At 68.5% G+C, this 15,868-nt stretch carries 11 protein-coding genes and 2 pseudogenes; 6 read left to right on the top strand and 7 right to left on the bottom strand.

Going from position 1 to position 15,868, the window contains the following annotated elements:
- Nucleotides 1-152 precede the first annotated feature (152 nt).
- Complete coding sequence (locus ACWDZ4_RS13765; RefSeq protein WP_451508587.1) at nt 153-1,901, top strand: SpoIIE family protein phosphatase; 1,749 nt, start codon at nt 153-155, stop codon at nt 1,899-1,901.
- A 328-nt stretch (nt 1,902-2,229) separates the two neighbouring features.
- Nucleotides 2,230-2,439 (top strand): annotated as a pseudogene (locus ACWDZ4_RS13760) (ISL3 family transposase); the annotation flags it as partial.
- Nucleotides 2,440-2,447: 8 nt separating this feature from the next.
- On the opposite strand, the gene ACWDZ4_RS13755 reads toward ACWDZ4_RS13760, so the two are convergent.
- Complete coding sequence (locus ACWDZ4_RS13755; protein ID WP_451508586.1) at nt 2,448-2,645, bottom strand: hypothetical protein; 198 nt, start codon at nt 2,643-2,645, stop codon at nt 2,448-2,450.
- 588 nt (nt 2,646-3,233) lie between these two features.
- Nucleotides 3,234-3,545: a hypothetical protein gene (locus ACWDZ4_RS13750; protein ID WP_451508585.1), complete on the bottom strand. Its 312-nt coding sequence runs from the start codon at nt 3,543-3,545 to the stop codon at nt 3,234-3,236.
- A 598-nt stretch (nt 3,546-4,143) separates the two neighbouring features.
- Between ACWDZ4_RS13750 and ACWDZ4_RS13745 the strand changes: the two genes are divergently transcribed.
- Nucleotides 4,144-5,823: an ATP-binding cassette domain-containing protein gene (locus tag ACWDZ4_RS13745; protein WP_451508668.1), complete on the top strand. Its 1,680-nt coding sequence runs from the start codon at nt 4,144-4,146 to the stop codon at nt 5,821-5,823.
- 43 nt (nt 5,824-5,866) lie between these two features.
- Here ACWDZ4_RS13745 and ACWDZ4_RS13740 read toward each other — a convergent pair whose 3' ends face one another.
- The gene (locus ACWDZ4_RS13740) at nt 5,867-6,763 is read right to left on the bottom strand and encodes a helix-turn-helix transcriptional regulator (protein WP_451508584.1); all 897 of its coding nucleotides are present in this window, start codon (nt 6,761-6,763) and stop codon (nt 5,867-5,869) included.
- Nucleotides 6,764-7,006: 243 nt separating this feature from the next.
- On the opposite strand from ACWDZ4_RS13740, the gene ACWDZ4_RS13735 reads away from it, so the two are divergent.
- Both ACWDZ4_RS13735 and ACWDZ4_RS13730 read left to right on the top strand, forming a co-directional pair.
- Entirely contained in the window at nt 7,007-7,771 is a 765-nt protein-coding gene (locus tag ACWDZ4_RS13735) for an SDR family NAD(P)-dependent oxidoreductase (protein ID WP_451508583.1), read from the top strand.
- A 62-nt stretch (nt 7,772-7,833) separates the two neighbouring features.
- Nucleotides 7,834-8,679, top strand: a complete 846-nt coding sequence (locus tag ACWDZ4_RS13730; RefSeq protein ID WP_451508582.1) for an SDR family oxidoreductase — start codon at nt 7,834-7,836, stop codon at nt 8,677-8,679.
- Between the two features lie 191 nt (nt 8,680-8,870).
- Here the strand turns inward: ACWDZ4_RS13730 and ACWDZ4_RS13725 are convergent, their stop codons facing one another.
- From ACWDZ4_RS13725 to ACWDZ4_RS13710, 4 genes are read right to left on the bottom strand one after another with little or no spacing between them, the layout of a single operon-like run.
- Entirely contained in the window at nt 8,871-9,347 is a 477-nt protein-coding gene (locus tag ACWDZ4_RS13725; RefSeq protein ID WP_451508581.1) for a hypothetical protein, read from the bottom strand.
- Nucleotides 9,344-11,509: a hypothetical protein gene (locus ACWDZ4_RS13720; RefSeq protein WP_451508580.1), complete on the bottom strand. Its 2,166-nt coding sequence runs from the start codon at nt 11,507-11,509 to the stop codon at nt 9,344-9,346. Before ACWDZ4_RS13720 ends, ACWDZ4_RS13725 begins: the two co-directional genes overlap by 4 nt.
- Entirely contained in the window at nt 11,506-13,326 is a 1,821-nt protein-coding gene (locus ACWDZ4_RS13715) for a hypothetical protein (RefSeq protein WP_451508579.1), read from the bottom strand. Before ACWDZ4_RS13715 ends, ACWDZ4_RS13720 begins: the two co-directional genes overlap by 4 nt.
- On the bottom strand, nt 13,323-14,807 hold the full coding sequence (locus tag ACWDZ4_RS13710; protein WP_451508578.1) for a tyrosine-type recombinase/integrase: 1,485 nt from the start codon (nt 14,805-14,807) through the stop codon (nt 13,323-13,325). Before ACWDZ4_RS13710 ends, ACWDZ4_RS13715 begins: the two co-directional genes overlap by 4 nt.
- Nucleotides 14,808-14,902: 95 nt before the next feature.
- Here ACWDZ4_RS13710 and ACWDZ4_RS13705 point away from each other — a divergent pair.
- A pseudogene (locus ACWDZ4_RS13705) lies at nt 14,903-15,403 on the top strand (ATP-binding cassette domain-containing protein); the annotation flags it as partial.
- Between the last annotated feature and the right edge of the window lie 465 nt (nt 15,404-15,868).

Genomic DNA, 15,868 nt, shown 5'->3' with positions numbered 1-15,868 from the left:
CATCCGGCGCGTCCGCTGAGCACCTTCGCCGCCATCGGCTCCTCGCACGGCTGGAAGATGCCCGGTGAGCGTTTCCGAGACTGCGAGCTCATATGTTTGTAACGGTCGGACTGGGGTACTCGGGCGGATTCGCGTCCAGATGAAGGAGAGACATGGACGACGTCGCCGTTCCCGGCACGGGAGATATCCCGATGTCCGGGCACCAGGCGCTGCTGTCTGGCGCACTGCTGGACGGAGCTCTGGAAAACTTGGTGGCGTCCGCCATCGTGGTCGATGACGACGGCTTCATCGTCGCGGCCAACAGCGCGGCCCAGAGCTTGCTGGGCAGAGATGCCACGGAACTCATCGGTCAGGACTTTCACGATCTGCTACACCGGGACAAACACGGGCATACCATGCCGCGCACCCGCTGCCGGATAAGGAAGGCGCTCCTCACAAGGGACACCAGACATGGCGACGCCGAGTGGTTCGCCCGCGGGGACGGCACTCTCGTCCAGTTGTCCTGGCTGGTCACGCCCTGCACACCGGGTCCGGGCCTGACGGGTGCGCTGGCGCTGTTGTACGAGCTGCACCAGGAGGACGTACACCAGAGCGAGGATGGGCACTCCGCACCGCTGACGGAACTGGATCGCCTGGCCCTGCTGGCGGAGACGACCACGCAGCTCACGTCCACCCTGGACGTGAACGAGGCACTGCACCGACTGGCGGCCCTGACCGTGCCCCGACTCGCGGACTGGGCGGTGGTCGACCTCCTCACCGAACGCGACGAAGTACGACGTGTCCTGGTGATGCAGCACAAGGACGGCATTCTGATCGAGCGGGACGACTTGCAAGGCCCGATGCCCCCAGTGCCAGAAGAGTCCCCGATGCCGCTGTCGCGGGCTCTGCGCGGCGCCGCCTCCACTCTTGCCGGTCCCGCGACTTACCAGGGCCCACCCGATTCAGGCATCGCGGTCGAGCAACAGCGCCTGTTCACCGAGACGGGCATGCACTCCGCCGCCATCGCACCGATTCGAGGTCTGCGCGACGTACTCGGCGCCCTGACCCTGGGCCGCGCCCAGCGTCATGACGCCTTCACCCCCGCCGACCTGCCGCTGCTGGAAGACCTCACCCGCCGGGCGGGCCTGGCGCTGGACAACGCGCGCCTGTACCAGCGCCAGCGCAAAGTCGCCGAAACCATGCAACGCCACCTGCTGCCCCAGCTGCCCACCCTGCCCGGGCTTGGGATGACCGCGCGATACGTGCCCGCCCCGGACGCCTCCTCCGTGGGCGGTGACTGGTACGACGCCTTCGCTCTGGCCCCCCGCTCCCACGCCCACGCACTGGCCATCGGCGATGTCGTCGGACACGATCTCGACGCCGCAGCCGGTATGGCGCAAGTCCGCAACATGCTGCGTGCCTTCGCCTGGTCCCATCCGGAGGGCGCCCCCAGTGCCGTCGTCACACGGCTCGACGAGGCCGTGATGCACATAGCCGAGGTACCCATGGCGACCATGATCCTCGCCACGCTCACACTCGGTGATGACACACTGTGGCGCCTGCGCTGGACGAACGCCGGCCACCCCCCGCCCCTGCTCGTCACCCACGACGGTCAGGCCCACTACCTCGACGAAGCTCACGGCATACTGCTCGGGGCCGGGGTGACCAGACCTCGCCCCGACGCCGTCACCGTCCTGCCGCCCCGGTCCACGCTCCTGCTCTACACCGACGGACTGGTCGAGTCCCCGCAGCACTCCATCGACCATGGACTGAACCGGTTGCGCCGACACGCGGCCTCCCTCGCCCACCGCCCCCTGGACTCCTTCTGCGACTCCCTGTTGGACCAGGTCCGCCCCAACGACAACGACGACGATGTCGCCATGATCGCGCTACGCACACCCGCTCCCGCGCAGGAGCAATGACGCGAAATGTCTCGCGCAAGCGTCGCGGACGAAGGGTGAGCCGCCGCCGACGGGCGTGCCGGTCCACCGTCCGGCGCAGCGGTACCGGGGTGCCCAGGCTGGTCGGTCGTGTCATGGACGGGGGCGCAGGCCGGGAGTGACGAGGTGCTGGCCGGTGAGGTGGGTGATCAGCTCGGCGCACAGGCCGTGGAGTCCGATGTTGCGGCTCCGGGAGGGGGCGCCGGATGCCGAAGGCTTCGTCGGCGGTGCAGCGGCGCCGGCCCATGCACACGGCGGGCTGGGCGACGCTCTCCAGCCGGGAGGGGGTGTTGCCGATGGCGGTCTGGATGCTCACATGCTCACCGAGCGCCAGGGCGAACGGCTACCTGAATGACTCGACGACGTCCGCAAGGACGACCTGCCCAGCCTTCACATCCCTGCCGCTGGCATCGAGCGCGGCCGCGACGCCGTCATCGCCGGATTCACCCTGCCCTGGAGCTCCGGTGTCGTCGAAGGACACGTCGACCGGGTCAAGATGCTGAACCGGTTGGCCGAGTGACGGCCGCTTCAGGAGCCGGAAGCCGTGGGCTGGTTCCGGTCGAGACAGCCGTCACCAGGGCAGCCGGCATCGGGGTCGTCCCCAGTCGGGCACATCACAGGGTCGTCTTCGTCACCGAAGAGGTAGGCGGCCACCTCGCAGTCGCCGGCGGAGAAGGTCAGCGACAGCACGGCGCCACGTGTGGCGGTCTCTTCAGCGGTGATCACCTGATCGGCTCCAGCAGGGGCGTGGAACGCCCAGCGGCCGGACGACAAGGCCGAAGGGTTCTCGCAGTCTGATGCGACGGGCGGCGCGTCGAAGTGCTCGGCGGTGAAGGTGTGATCCTCGTGGAAGGTTCAGGGATGTGCCCCCCTCGCTGGTCCACCGCCCCGCAACCTGATCCGCTGAAACCTCTGCGGCATGGATCACCGCAGCCGAGCCGCAGGACACCACCAGCGCCCCCACCGCCCCTGTGAAGGCGATTGAGCGCCAACCCTGTCGGCCCATGCGAACCCCTCCCCCACACCCCCGGTTCAGCCAACCCCCTCGGCCGGACCCCCACCATATTTGAACGCGCTCAAAATCGCGCAGTGGTCCGCCGCTACGGACAGCTGACGGAGTACGAGAGCCGCGACGCCAGTGAGCCAGAGCACCCTCCAACCATCACCCAGCGTGTCCGCTTCACGGAAGGCGGGCCAGAACCGGAACGGACTCTGACTCAACTCCTGCGGAGCAGTGAAGAAGTGCCCTCACTCGAGTTCGTTTGGTACGGCTGCCCTGCGATCCGTCCTACCTGCGCAGCCGCACCTCACAGCTCACCGTGTCTGCCTGGAGAAGTGGGCCGCGAGGGGCACATTCCCTGCGCCGTCGGGCAGGCCCAGGCGCTGCCTGCACGGCGCGGAGAGCAGTGGGCGCGGATCGCCGGGCCGCAGGACCAGGAGCAGCGTCAGTGACCTGTGAGAGCGAAGACTGACGCTTCGCCACCGAAGTTTGACCGGCGCGGTGATGGGCGCGGCCCGCATTTCCCTGGCGGTGGGCCGCCCGGCTTGGAAGCGGACGGACAGGTTGTCCTGGCAGCGGATGGACACGCCCGCCTGCTTGTCGATGTCACCGTCTGGAGAGGCCATGAGCCGGACGCCAGGTCAGCCCCCCCACTTGCCGTCACCAGGGTTCTTCCGGGGAGCGAGGGCCGACGGCACGACCGTTGTCCCGCAAACACGACACCTGCCGTGCTCAGTATCACGCCGCCCGACTGCAATCCCCCGAAGGAGTGACACAGCTCGATCGAACGAGTTTGAGACTCGGCCGCCAGGACCCGCGCGACCAACCCCCTTCATCAGAACTCGTGTTCACGAAATGCCCCGCGATCGGGCCGTGACGGGACCGGATCCGGCGCGTTTTTAGAGCACCAGTGCCACTTCGCCACCAGATGGAGGACGCCATGCACCCCGCTCCCGCTCCCACGCATCAGCCCCCTGGATTCGAACGGCGGCCTCTTACGACCACGCACAGCGTTGACGGCATCATCAGCTCAGCACAGCCGGATACGGGGTGGGCGGCATGAGCGAGCCCACCGACGCACCAGCCGACAGCGTCCCGGGGCCGCGCACCACCCCGCTGCCGCCCTCTGCCGCGACACCGCCCGCCAGGCCGCAAGACGCACCGGACGCTCCTTCTCTCTCCGAGCCGCTCGCTTCCGACACGGCGAACGATCCGGGGCCGCAGATGCGGTACGTCGACCTGACCGGCAGCCGTGAAGCGGCCGGCCGCTCCATCCGGATGCGCGACATGGCCAGGCGTCTGCCGCAGCTGGTGCGCCGGTCGTTGGCTCTCGCCTGGCGAGTCGACCGGCGAGCCACCATCGGCCTCCTGTTGTGCCAGGCGGTGGCCGGCGTGATGCAGGCCCTGGGCCTGGTCGCCATCAGCGGCACCCTGACCGCGTTGCTGGCCAGCGGTGACGTCTACGACCGGCTCCTGCGGGCGTGGCCTTCCGTGGCCCTGCTGGTCGGCGCCGCCGGGGGGCGCGCGCTCCTGGGAATCACCGTCAGCTGGCTCTCCTCCCGGCTGGGTCCGCTGATGTCGCGCGAGGCCGAGCAGATGCTGCTGACGGGCTGCGTCGAGGTGGAGTTGTGTGCCTACGACGAGCCCGACTTCAACCGTGATCGTGAAGCCGCCGACCGCGGAGCGCAGGTCACCGGAGACCTGGTCGACGAGGGGCAGGATCTGATCGCTTCGGCTGCCTCCTTCCTCGCCGGGGCGCTCGTGCTGGCCGGAGTGCACTGGATACTCCTTCCCCTCCTGGTGGCGGCCAGCCTGCCGCAGGCCCTGGCCCAGGTCAGCGCCGCACGGGTGCGCTACCTGGCGAACCTGCGCAGCAACGGCGACCAGCGGATGCTGTCGGTGCTGCGCCGGCACATCTACACCAAGGACGCCGCCGACCAGATCCGCGCCGGCACCATGGCCGCCTTCCTGTCCGGCCGGTACCGGCAGACGGTCTCGCGGATCAACCGCGAGGACCGGGCCGCGGCTGACACGGGTGCCCGTATGTCCCTGGTCGGCGCGTTGTGCGGGGGTCTGGGGTCGGCGGTGGTGTGGGCGGCGGTGGTGCGGCTGCCGGCCACCGGCCGCACCAGCGTCGGACAGGTCGGGACGGCCGTCTTCGCCCTGCAGATGGCGGGTCAGTCGGTCCGCGGGCTGGTGGCCGTCGGGGCGCGAGCCATGCGCACCGGACTGTACATGGACGACTGGAGCGGCTTCCTGGACAAGGCGGGCGGGTTCCGCATGCGCCGCGGCGAGCGGCGGCCCGAGCCACCGAGAAGAATCGAGATCCAGTCGGTCAGCCACCGCTACTCCGGCAAGGACCGCGACGCGCTGTCCGACGTCTCGCTCACCCTGCGCCGGGGCGAAGTCACCGCCCTGGTCGGTTTCAACGGGTCGGGGAAGTCGACGCTGTCGAAGCTGGTCAGCGGCCTGTACCTGCCCACGGAAGGGCAGGTGCTGTGGGACGGCACCCCCACCGGCGACGCCGACCCGCAGAAGCTGTGGGAACAGGTGGCCCTGGTGCCGCAGGACTACGCGCTCTGGCCGTTGACCGTTATGCCGTCTGTCAAGGTGTCCCAGACGTGGGTGTCTCATCGCTCGGAGAACGGTCAGGCGCGCTTTGTACGCCGGGGCTGCCGACGGGAGGAGCAGGTGAAGTCCGCCCTCGATGCAGTCATCCCAGCTCCGCGCGGAGGGCCACGACATCAGAGACGAGGACGTGGCCCGGCTGCCCTCGCTCAAGCACAAGAATCTGAACGTTCTGGGCCGCTACAGCTTCACCGCCTCCCAGCCGGGCCGGCGACTGTGGCCGCTGCGCGACCCGGATGCCGTCGGCCTGGACGAGGACGACGAGAGGAGAAGTAGCACGGACGCTGTACCGGGGTGTGCGTCGCGGGAGCGGCGGGCGTCAGCCCGCCTGCTGTTGAGTCTCTTCGGGGGCTTGTGGCCGGATGGCGGGGGTGCCGGTCCAGCTGGCGAGGATGGAGAGGGCTTCGGCGGTGGGGGAGGCGGGCTCGGGGGTCAGGACGATCAGGGACTGGTCGGGGTCGCCTTCGACGGCCAGACCCACGTAGTCGAGGGTGAGGTCGCCGACGAGCGGGTGGTGCAGGCGTTTGCTGCCGGTGGTGTGGACGAGGACGTCGTGATCGGCCCACAGGCGGCGGAAGGCGTCGCTGAGTACGGACAACTCGCCGACGAGTTGGGTGAGTTGCGGATCGTCGGGATGGCGTCCTGCGTAGTGGTGGAGGGTGGCCACGCACTCGGCGGCGGCCTTCTCCCAGTCGTCGTCGTAGAGCGTGCGGGCGTCGTCGTCCAGGAAGACGTACCGGGCGAAGTTGCGCTCCCGGTGGGGGCGCTCCTGGAAGTCGGTGTAGAGGGCGTGGGCGAGTCGGTTGCCTGCCAGGACGTCCATGCGCCTGCCCATGACGAGGGCGGGGACGCCGAGGGCGTCCAGGGTCCGGTACAGGAGCGGGTGGACCCTCTGAGGGGCCAGGGGCCGCTTGCGGCGGGGGTGAGCTGCGCCCGAAGCGGGGCGGGTCAGGTCGAAGAGGTGGGCGCGTTCGGTGGGGTCGAGCTGCAGGGCGCGGGCGACGGCATCCAGGACGGTCTCGGAGACGCCTCGGGTGCGGCCCCGCTCCAGGCGGACGTAGTAGTCGACGCTGACCCCGGCGAGCTGGGCAACCTCCTCCCGGCGCAGGCCCGGCACCCGACGGGCGCCGCCGTGCGGGGTGAGGCCGGCCCGTTCGGGAGTGATCCGGGCCCGGCGGGTGCTGAGGAACTCCCGGATTTCACTGCTGCGGTCCATAGGTCCACGGTACGGCCGTAAACGGCAGGTCAGCGCGGTGAAGGGGGTACTGGCAGACCCCCGGAAGAGGGGTGCCCGTTACGGCGCCCCGGGCGGGGTCTGCGGGTGGTTGCCTGGATAGCGGGCCTACTGCACGGCACTGATCATGTGAGAAGTACGCGCCGTAACGGCACGCAGGAGATCGTCACCGACGCTGCCCGCCGTCTGCCCTTACGTCGTACGTCTGGAGAAGAGGACAACCCCATGGCTTCGCAACTGACCGGCACGGTCGCACTCGTCACCGGCGCAAGCAGCGGCATCGGCGCCGCCACCGCCCGCCGTCTCGCCGAGGAAGGCGCCTCGGTGGCGCTCGTGGCCCGCCGCAAGGACCGCCTGGAAGCTCTCGCCGCCGAGATCGAGCAGGTCGGTGGCACCGCGCTGGTGGTGGCGGCGGACATCACCGACCGGCTCCAGGCCGAAGGCGCCGTACAGCAGGTCATCGAGCGGTTCGGACGGCTGGACACGCTGGTCAACAACGCGGGTCTGATGCTCCTGGGACCCATCGAAGGTGCGGACGCCGAGGACTGGGACCGCATGATCGCCGTCAACGTCCAGGGTCTGCTCTCCACCACCCGTGCCGCCCTGCCGCACCTGCTGCGGGCCGCCGAACAGGGCCCGCGTCAGGTCTCCGACATCGTCAACATCGGCTCGTACGCCGGGCGCGTGGCGAGCAAGGGCTTCGGCGTCTACAACGCCACCAAGTTCGGCGTGCACGCCTTCACCGAGTCCCTGCGCCAGGAAGTCACCGAGCGCCACGTGCGGGTCGGGGTCCTGGAGCCGGGCGCCGTGGAGAGCGAGCTGGGCACGCACAACAAGCCCGAGATCCGCGACGAGGTGATCAACCCCTTCTTCGAGGGGACCGAGGTCCTCGCCCCCGAGGACATCGCCGACGGCGTCGCCTACATGGTCACCCGCCCCCGCCACGCCGCGGTCGGCGAGCTGTGGATCATGCCCACCGAACAAGCCTGAACATCTCCCCCACCCCCGACCCATCGGGCGCCGTATGCGCAGCCCGAAGCAAGGAACCCCTCATGAGCAAGGTCATTTTCGTCACCGGTGCCGGACGCGGTCTGGGTACCGACATCGCCCGCCAGGCCCTCGCGGCCGGCCACCAGGTCGTCGCCACCGGGCGCCGCCCCGAGGAGGTCGAGAAGACCCTGGGCGGCCCGCACGACAACCTGCTGACCACCAAGCTGGACGTCACCAGCCTGGACGACGCGTACGCGGCCGCGCAGGCCGCCGTCGACCGCTTCGGCCGCATCGACGTCCTGATCAACAACGCCGGGAATTTCTACGCCGGTTTCTTCGAGGAGCTCTCCCCGCAGGACCTGCACCGGCAGATCGAGACCAACCTCTACGGGCCCATGAACGTCGCCCGCGCCGTTCTGCCCGTCCTGCGCAAGCAGCGCGACGGCCACATCATCACCCTCTCCTCGATCGCCGGTCTGGTCGGCGGGGAGTTCACCTCCGCATACGCCGCCTCGAAGTTCGCCGTCGAGGGCTGGATGGAGTCGCTGCGCGGCGAGGTCGCCCCGTACAACATCCGCACCACGATCGTGGAGCCCGGCTTCTTCCGCACCGAGCTGCTCGTGGACGCCTCCACCACCTGGCCCGAGCCGACCATCGACGACTACGCCGAGCGCACCACCGCCACGGTCGCAGCCTGGAAGAGCATCAACGGGCAACAGCCCGGCGACCCCGTCAAGCTCGCCGACGCCCTGCTGACCCTCGCCGGCCGGAGCGAGCCGCCGCAGCGCTTCCTCGCCGGCGCCGACGCCATCGAAGGCGCCACGGCCAAGGCCAAGGAACTCCTCGCCCAGGCCGAAGCCTCCCGCGAACTCGGCGGCAACCTCGGCCACGAGGACATCAACGCCTGACACCATCCTCATCCTCATGTACTGGGCAGGCCACAGGCCGCCCGGCGCATGAGCCTCGGGGATCACGGAGCACGCCTCGCCACTCTCATAAACGGGTGACTACAGAGGAAGTTGGGAGTCATGGCAACGGCCTCCTCCTGCGAGGGACACGGACCGGACAGCAGCCCTTGCACTCAGGCTTCCCCTGCCGCCTACCGAAGCGGGTGCACCGTTCCACGGGTCGCTTCGTCGACCTGAGATCGGAGCTTGCGTGCGTCCTCTTCCAATTCGGCATTGCGCAAGGCCAGTGCCTGGATCTGGTTGGCGTAGGTGGCGACTGTGTCCTGGAGTTCGCGGAGCTCGGCGGCCTTCTCCTTGCGGAGGTCACGGTCGGCTTTACGCAGGCGCGTGATCTCGGCCTTCAGTTCGTCGGCTTCCGGTCGCCCCGCCTCAGGAGCTGCCAGGACCTCCTTAATCGCGACAGCCACCGGGGAGCGGTAATACGAGGCGCGGCCCACTCCCGCCTCGGCCACGATGTTGACGACGGTCAGGCTGCCGTCGGTGGTCTGTGGGCGCCCGTCCATGAGTTCTTCGAAGGCGCGCATGATGCGACGATCGACGTCGGTCAGGTCCGGATGCTCCCGGACGAGACGGAGGAACACGGTCTGCACGATGCCGGCGCCAGTCATGAAGGGCCGTCCTTCTCATCGTGAATCTCTGCGATCAGGCGGGTCAGGCTGGAGAGGTGCTCGGTAATGGCGATCTGCTGCAGACGGGGCAGGCTGTCGATGTCATGGAAGTCCTGGCGTGCTTGGTTGCGGGTATGGAGCAATCGGGGCAGGTGAACGGCAGATCTGCGGGAGTTCGGGCATTGAAGACACATGCTGAGCATCGGCAGCGGCCGTCCCGGGGACTTCGCCCGTTTATTGCATACCGCTGTCTCCGCCTGATGGAAACAGTCGTTGAGCATTCCGGGGTGCAGGGTGCGAGTCAGGTGTCTGAGCATGGCGCGCAGGCGTGTGGGGCTGGACACCACCCCGGGCAGGTCTCCGGTTTCGGCTCGGATGCGGTCGAATTCGGCCTCGATTCGCTGGGCCGCGCCACCGACGGACCTGCCACCCTCGTTCCAGTCGTGGAAGAGGTCTTCCACGTAGTCCAGTTTGGCCACTGTCTGGTCGGCGGCGACCTCGTCGGCGAAGCCTGAGGCCGAGGTGCCCGCGTACCCTTCGAAGATCGCGTATGCGGCATGTTTGTACTGCCGCGTACCGGCGACGACCCCGAAGGGCTGGTGGGCGATATGCCAGGCCAGGGTGCGGCGGAACTGCCGGGTGTTGAACGCCCAGGGAAGTAGCTGAGTCCCTTCGGCTTCCCCGTCCACAGGCACCTCAGGCCCATGACACGCAGCAGCGACGTCGTCCAACGAGTCTTCCAGCACGGCTGGTTGGGCGGTGAAGGGCGGGATGTACGGTCCCTCCTCTGTGCCGAACAGGTCGTCGAGGTGGGCACAGAAGACGGCGAGGCGACCGGGAACGGCCCGCAGCATGACGTAGCCGACGTTGGGGCCGCCTGTGTAGCCGAACAGATGGGTGGGGTCGTCGTTGATCCGCAGCAACACGTCAATGGCGCGGTGGACTACATCGAGGACAACCCATTCCTCTTCGTCCCCGCTGAGCCGGCGCCCCTTGAAGACACGGCCACGGACCTTGTACCTCAGCCGCCCGTCGGCTCCCGGCTCGATGAACGCACAGTCGCGGCCGAGTTCGCGTACCTCCACGTCACGCATGCCCGACAGATAGGCGATCACGATCCAGCAGGCGACTCGCAGACTGACGATCTCGCCGGCCAGCGTGGCCGGCGACATCTCAGGCCGCCAGCGCCTGCCGGTCGCGGGCCACGGCGAGATGCGCGTGCCCAGGCCGCCCTCCTCCCAGCCCAGTTCCTGACCGGCTTCCAGGATCCGGGGAAGTTGGTGGTGGATGTGACCGGCGCGAAGGAGCAGCGTGAGCATGCGGAGGTTGGGAGCCTGTACGACCCCGTCGATGATCCGGGCCTCGGGCTTGGTGTGAGCCAGCGCGAGAGGCAGGGCGGGCAGTCCGCGGCCTGCTGACCGCCGCTGTTCGATGAAGTCTTCCAGCCGGTGCCGGATCTCACCGTCGCCCGCCTTACCCCGGCGGGAGTGCTGTTCTCCGAGGCGGGCCAGTTCGTCTTGGGCGGCGAAGATGTCGAGGCTGGCGGTCTCGACGTAGAAGAGGGCAGCGCTCAGAAGAGCTCGCATGGCGTCTTCGGGGATGCGGGGGGTCGTGTTCTCGGTGGGCTTGCTCAGCCCGGCGACGGCTTTGGCGCTTCGCCCGTCCCAGGGAACGAGGTCCAGCCGGTCCCGGGTGAGGAACCGGCCGTGCGCGGCCACGTGCTGGAGCAACCGAACCATTGCAGCTGCCGTGTGTACGCTCTCTCGCTTCCACAGAGCCAAGGCGGCAGTGAGGTGATGGCGCTCGACATCCCGCAGTCGCGGTGCTTCGAGAACGCGAAGATCGCGCAGGACCCGGGCGAACATGGTGAGTTCCTCGTACGCCGCGGTGGGCTTCATCGGAATCCCCGAACGTCCGGACGGGTTCCGTAACCGCGAATAGAGGTACTCCTTGGCGGTCTGGCGCTTGTCTCCCTCCGTGAAACGGGTGAAGTCCAGGCGCGTCCCCATCCTCGTCCGGGGCAGAACGATGCGCAGATCCCACACGTCATCGCTGAACCTCGGCCCTCGATCCCCCTTGCCCTCGGTGAGGCGGGCGGGTAGCACGTAGGGGTCATCTGCCAGGAGCTTCGGGGCCGACGCAGAATTGAATGCGGTCGTCACGAGAGAACCTCCAGAGAGGACGGCGGCAGGGCGAGCCGGGCTCCGTCGCCTTCAGCGATGGCGCGGGCTGTGGTGATCTGCGCCGTATTGAAGCGGGCCAGCACACCGTTGATGATCCGCTGGTGGGCTTGCCCGAAGCGGGCCTGCCAGTCTGCGGCGGAGAACTCCTCGCGTTGCTGCTCGAGGGTGGCCAAGGTCGACAGCACCGACGGCAGATGCCGAGTGGTGAACACCGCATTCGGGCATTCCAAGCACACCCATGGCGGCACCGGGCACGGCGCTCCTGGCTTCGTGGCGTAGGGGGAGGCGAAGAAGTCCTGGCAGGAGGACAACCAAACGTCCGTCGCCCCCGACAGGGCATCGCGTACGGCGGCGGGGGCGATCTCCACAGAACCGTCGTCCAGACGCTCGCCGTTGTCGTCCAGGACCACGGGAGGCGGCAGCGCGACGGCCAGCGCCTGGTTCAAGCCCGCCTCCACTGCCTGGTCATGGATCTCCTCGTGGGCACCGATGTCGGCGTAATGGCGTCCCGCCACCTGCGACGTGTGTCCACTGGTGAAGTCCGGCAGGATCCCGCCGGCCCGCAGGTACTGCTGCGACTTGTAGGTCTTGCGGAGCCGCCGCAGGTCCAGAGTGACCGGCAGCCCGCCCTTGTCTTGCCGGACGGCGAGGCCATGGGCACTCATCCAGGCCCGCCGGTATTGCGTGTCGACGACGCCCCTTCCCGCGAAGCGGGCCGTCACCTCGCCGGTCCTGCGGGACACGGTCACCCAGAGATCGGAGACGCCTGCCAGGGAACGGGCTCGCTGGGTGAGTCTCAGGGCCAGCCGGATGACGCCGCCCGGCGAGCGAAGAGTCCCGCCGTCGCGGACCCGCAGGGTCTTGTGTGGGTTTCCTCGGGCCCGACGCTTGACGTAGGCGAGGCTGACGTAGCCGCGTGCCGAGTTGACCAGGCAGTTGGTCTGCAGCTGCTTGACGCCCTCGGGCTCCATGCCGGTCTGGCACCCCAGCAGCACCTGGAAGGGGATCATGTCCTCACTGGTCAGAAACAGTCGGGTGTTGATGTCGCGGATGCCACCATGCCGGATGACCCCCGGGATCCGGCTGTGCTTGGACTGCAGAGGGCCATGGTGCTCGGTGTGCCACAGGATGTTCTCGAGGCAGTCCCATCCGTGGACTTCAGGGTCTTCACCGGATGACGCCAGCCGCTCTCCCTCCAGGATCCGGTCGCGGATGGCGCCGACGCTGGACAGCGCGGCAGCCTCCAACGCCTCGAACACCGGCAGCGGGTAGGAGTCCAGCGGGTTCACATGACGACGGTTGGCGACGGCGGTGGCATAGCCGAGGCGAGCGGCGAAGGGCGCTTCGAAACCGTTCGGGCGGGCGTCCCGGACCAGCCGAAGCAATGCCACCAGGCACATCAGGATGACGTACGGCTCCTTGCTGTCCTGCCCGTACCGGAAGATCAGCGTTTGCTCGTAGGCATCCAGCAGTTCGGGCTCCAGGTCGTCCAGATCCAGAGCCTCCCCTTGCTCCGGCATCGCCGCAGCAGCAAATGCGACGAACTCGCGGACGGTGCCGAGCAGATAGCGCCGGAAGCGCTTCCGGTTCTGCACCGAGCCCCGGCTCCCGGGCGACCGCGCGAGTGCCTCGGCCAGCGCCCGCGCGAGGCGAGGGCACGGGAGATCGGAGAGGTCGACAACTTCGTCCACGCCGTTGAACGTCACGGTGAACACGACCGGTCCCAGCCGGGGCACCGGCTCAGGCTGCGCGGGCGCCTCCCCGGCCTGCGGGAAGCGGACCCGTCGCGCGCTCACCGTGCCACCACCTGGAGACGATCGAGAACCGCGGCCTGGTCGTCCCACTCGGCAAGCGCGGACAGAACGATCTCCTGAGCCTCGTCCAGCACGTCGAGATACGCATGGACGGTCTCTTCCCGCGCGTGGCCGAGCAGCAGCTGGAGCTTGCGCATCGGGTTGCCGATCAGCATTCGTTTGATCTGCGCCAGGGTGAAGTGCCGGTCCTCCCGCATCCCCATCGCGCGGATGGTCTGCCGCAGCAGCAGCCCGAGCATGTGGACGGCGAAGGTGTGCCGCAAGGTGTGCGGATGGACCTCGAAGTCGATGCCGAACCTCGCGCACCGCTCGTTCGCTCGCCGGAAGGCCGACTGCCAGGTTGAGCTCCGCAACGGCTGTCCGTCCTCGCCCAGCCACAGCCACAAGGGGCCCGCCGGCCGACCTTGGGAGTCCACCGCCATCAGCCGGCGCCGCTGATCGACGTCGATCGCGGAATAGGTCCAGGAGCGCCGGGCACCATCTACGGTCAGGGCTTGCCGACTGGCACGACGCACCGTCAAGTAGTCTCCGCGGATGTCGTACGCGCCGGCCACTCGGCGGCGCTGGACGAGTTCGTCCCGCTCAATGCCCAGGTAGTGGTGCAGCTCCCGCAATACCTGCCGACGCATGAACACGGTCCGGGGCCGGTGCCGCTTGACGACCGCCGCCGCCAGATTCAGATCACCGCGCTCCGGCACGAGAGGCGGCAGCTCGGGGACGAGAAGGCTGGACGCCTCGCCCAGCCGCATCCCGGTGCACACCACCAGGTCCGCGAACAGGGCGTTGCGCTGGCCGTTTCGGCCTCGCCAGCCAGGATCTCGCCCACCGTCCGGCAGGCGCCCGAGCAGCCCTACGTCCCGCCACAACAGATAGTCCTCATAGGGCAGGAACGTGATCGGCGCGCGGTGCCAGTCGACCTCGGCCTCCGCCATCACCCGGACCTGCTTGACGCCCTGGGAGGTCATCACCGTCTTGTCGACGTACCGGAACGGCTCCTTCGTCAGCAGTCGCTCGTACAATGACCACCGCACCCACTTGTCGAGTGCCGCCATCGCCCGGCTCCACGTGCTCTCCTTGATCCGGTCATCTGGGTCCGCCGCGAACAACCGGGCCTGTTTGTAGGCCCGTAGATCCTCCCCCTCCATCTGCCAGATGCTCTTCCCGCCGCGCGCTTCATGCAGGAATCTGCAAATCAGGGCGATGTCCGAGCAGTAGGCACCGATTCCGTTCTCCGACTTGACGCCCCACTCGGGCAACTCCCTGAAGAACCGGTTCAAGTGCAGGTCGTACGACCCGCCCGGCCCCAGGACGAACGGAACACGCTCGGTGGCACCTGCCCTGTCGAGAACACCGATAGCGTCCACGAGCGAATCCGACGCGGCACGCACGGCGGCGGTTCGATGTAAGGTGACCACTGCCTGAGGCTTGCCCCACGAGAGATCGGCATGACGATATGCCTTCAAGCCGAGGACCACTCAACACCCCCACGACGCTTACGAAATGGTCTCCCACGGCCAACGAGCGGCGAGACGGTGAGACACTCGAAAGCGCCAACATAATGACCGTGCGCGAGAACGTGACCCTGGGCCGGCCCACGGCCCGTGGCGACGCGGCAGTGCGTGAAGCGTGCGCTGCCGCCGGCGCCGACGAGGTCGTCGACAGGCTCGGCGCCGGTCTGGATACCCTTCTCGCCCGCGAGTGGCTCAACGGGGAGGAGCTGAGCGGCGGTCAGTGGCAGCGCATCGCTCTCGCAAGGGCGTTCTTCCGCGAGGCGGGACTGCTGGTCCTCGACGAGCCGACCGCGAACCTGGACCCCCGCGCGGAGTACCGGATCTTCCAGCGGCTGCGGGATCTGGCCCAGGACCGGATGGTGCTGCTGGTGACCCACCGCATCACCAACGTCGCCGTGGCCGACCGGATCGTGGTCCTCGACGAGGGCAGGATCGTGCAGGAGGGCACCTATCGGGAGCTCGCCGAACAGGAAGGTCTGTTCCAGCAGTTGCTGTCCTACCAGGTCACCTCCGATCCGGACGGCGAGAAGCGCGGGACACGCGCGTGAGCTCCCTCGCATACTCGGTCGATTCGGGCGGCGAGAGCTTGCGTGCAGGGGGCGAGATCAGCTCGCTCGCCCACCACGACGCGCTCGACTCTCCGGCTCAAGTGCTCCTTACCTTGTCGGCGGGTTGATTCCGGTCCTTCGTACGGTCGGTAGGCCCCGGGGCCCGGGTGTGGCTGAAAGCGCTCATGCCGTAGGTGTGGCTTTGGATGATTGGCCGCCCCGTGCCCCGCGACGACACGGCCACTCATCGGGATGAGCGAACAGAGATCGCTTCGTAAGGACACGTCGGCGTGGTCGTCCGCAGGGTCCAGTCAGCCGATCGACGAGGGAGGCTCGGGTGCCGGGCGGCCCGCTCGGGGCCGGGGTCCTGGTCCTGGCCGCCGGCCGCAGGGGCCGGCACTCGGGCCCCGGCCGGGGATCGCGTCTCCCGCTACTCGCACGCGGCCGCTACGGGCAACCGGTCCG

Source organism: Streptomyces sp. NPDC003016 (genome assembly GCF_053591455.1).
Note: the sequence above shows the minus strand (reverse complement) of the source record. Positions and strands in the feature narration are given on the sequence as shown.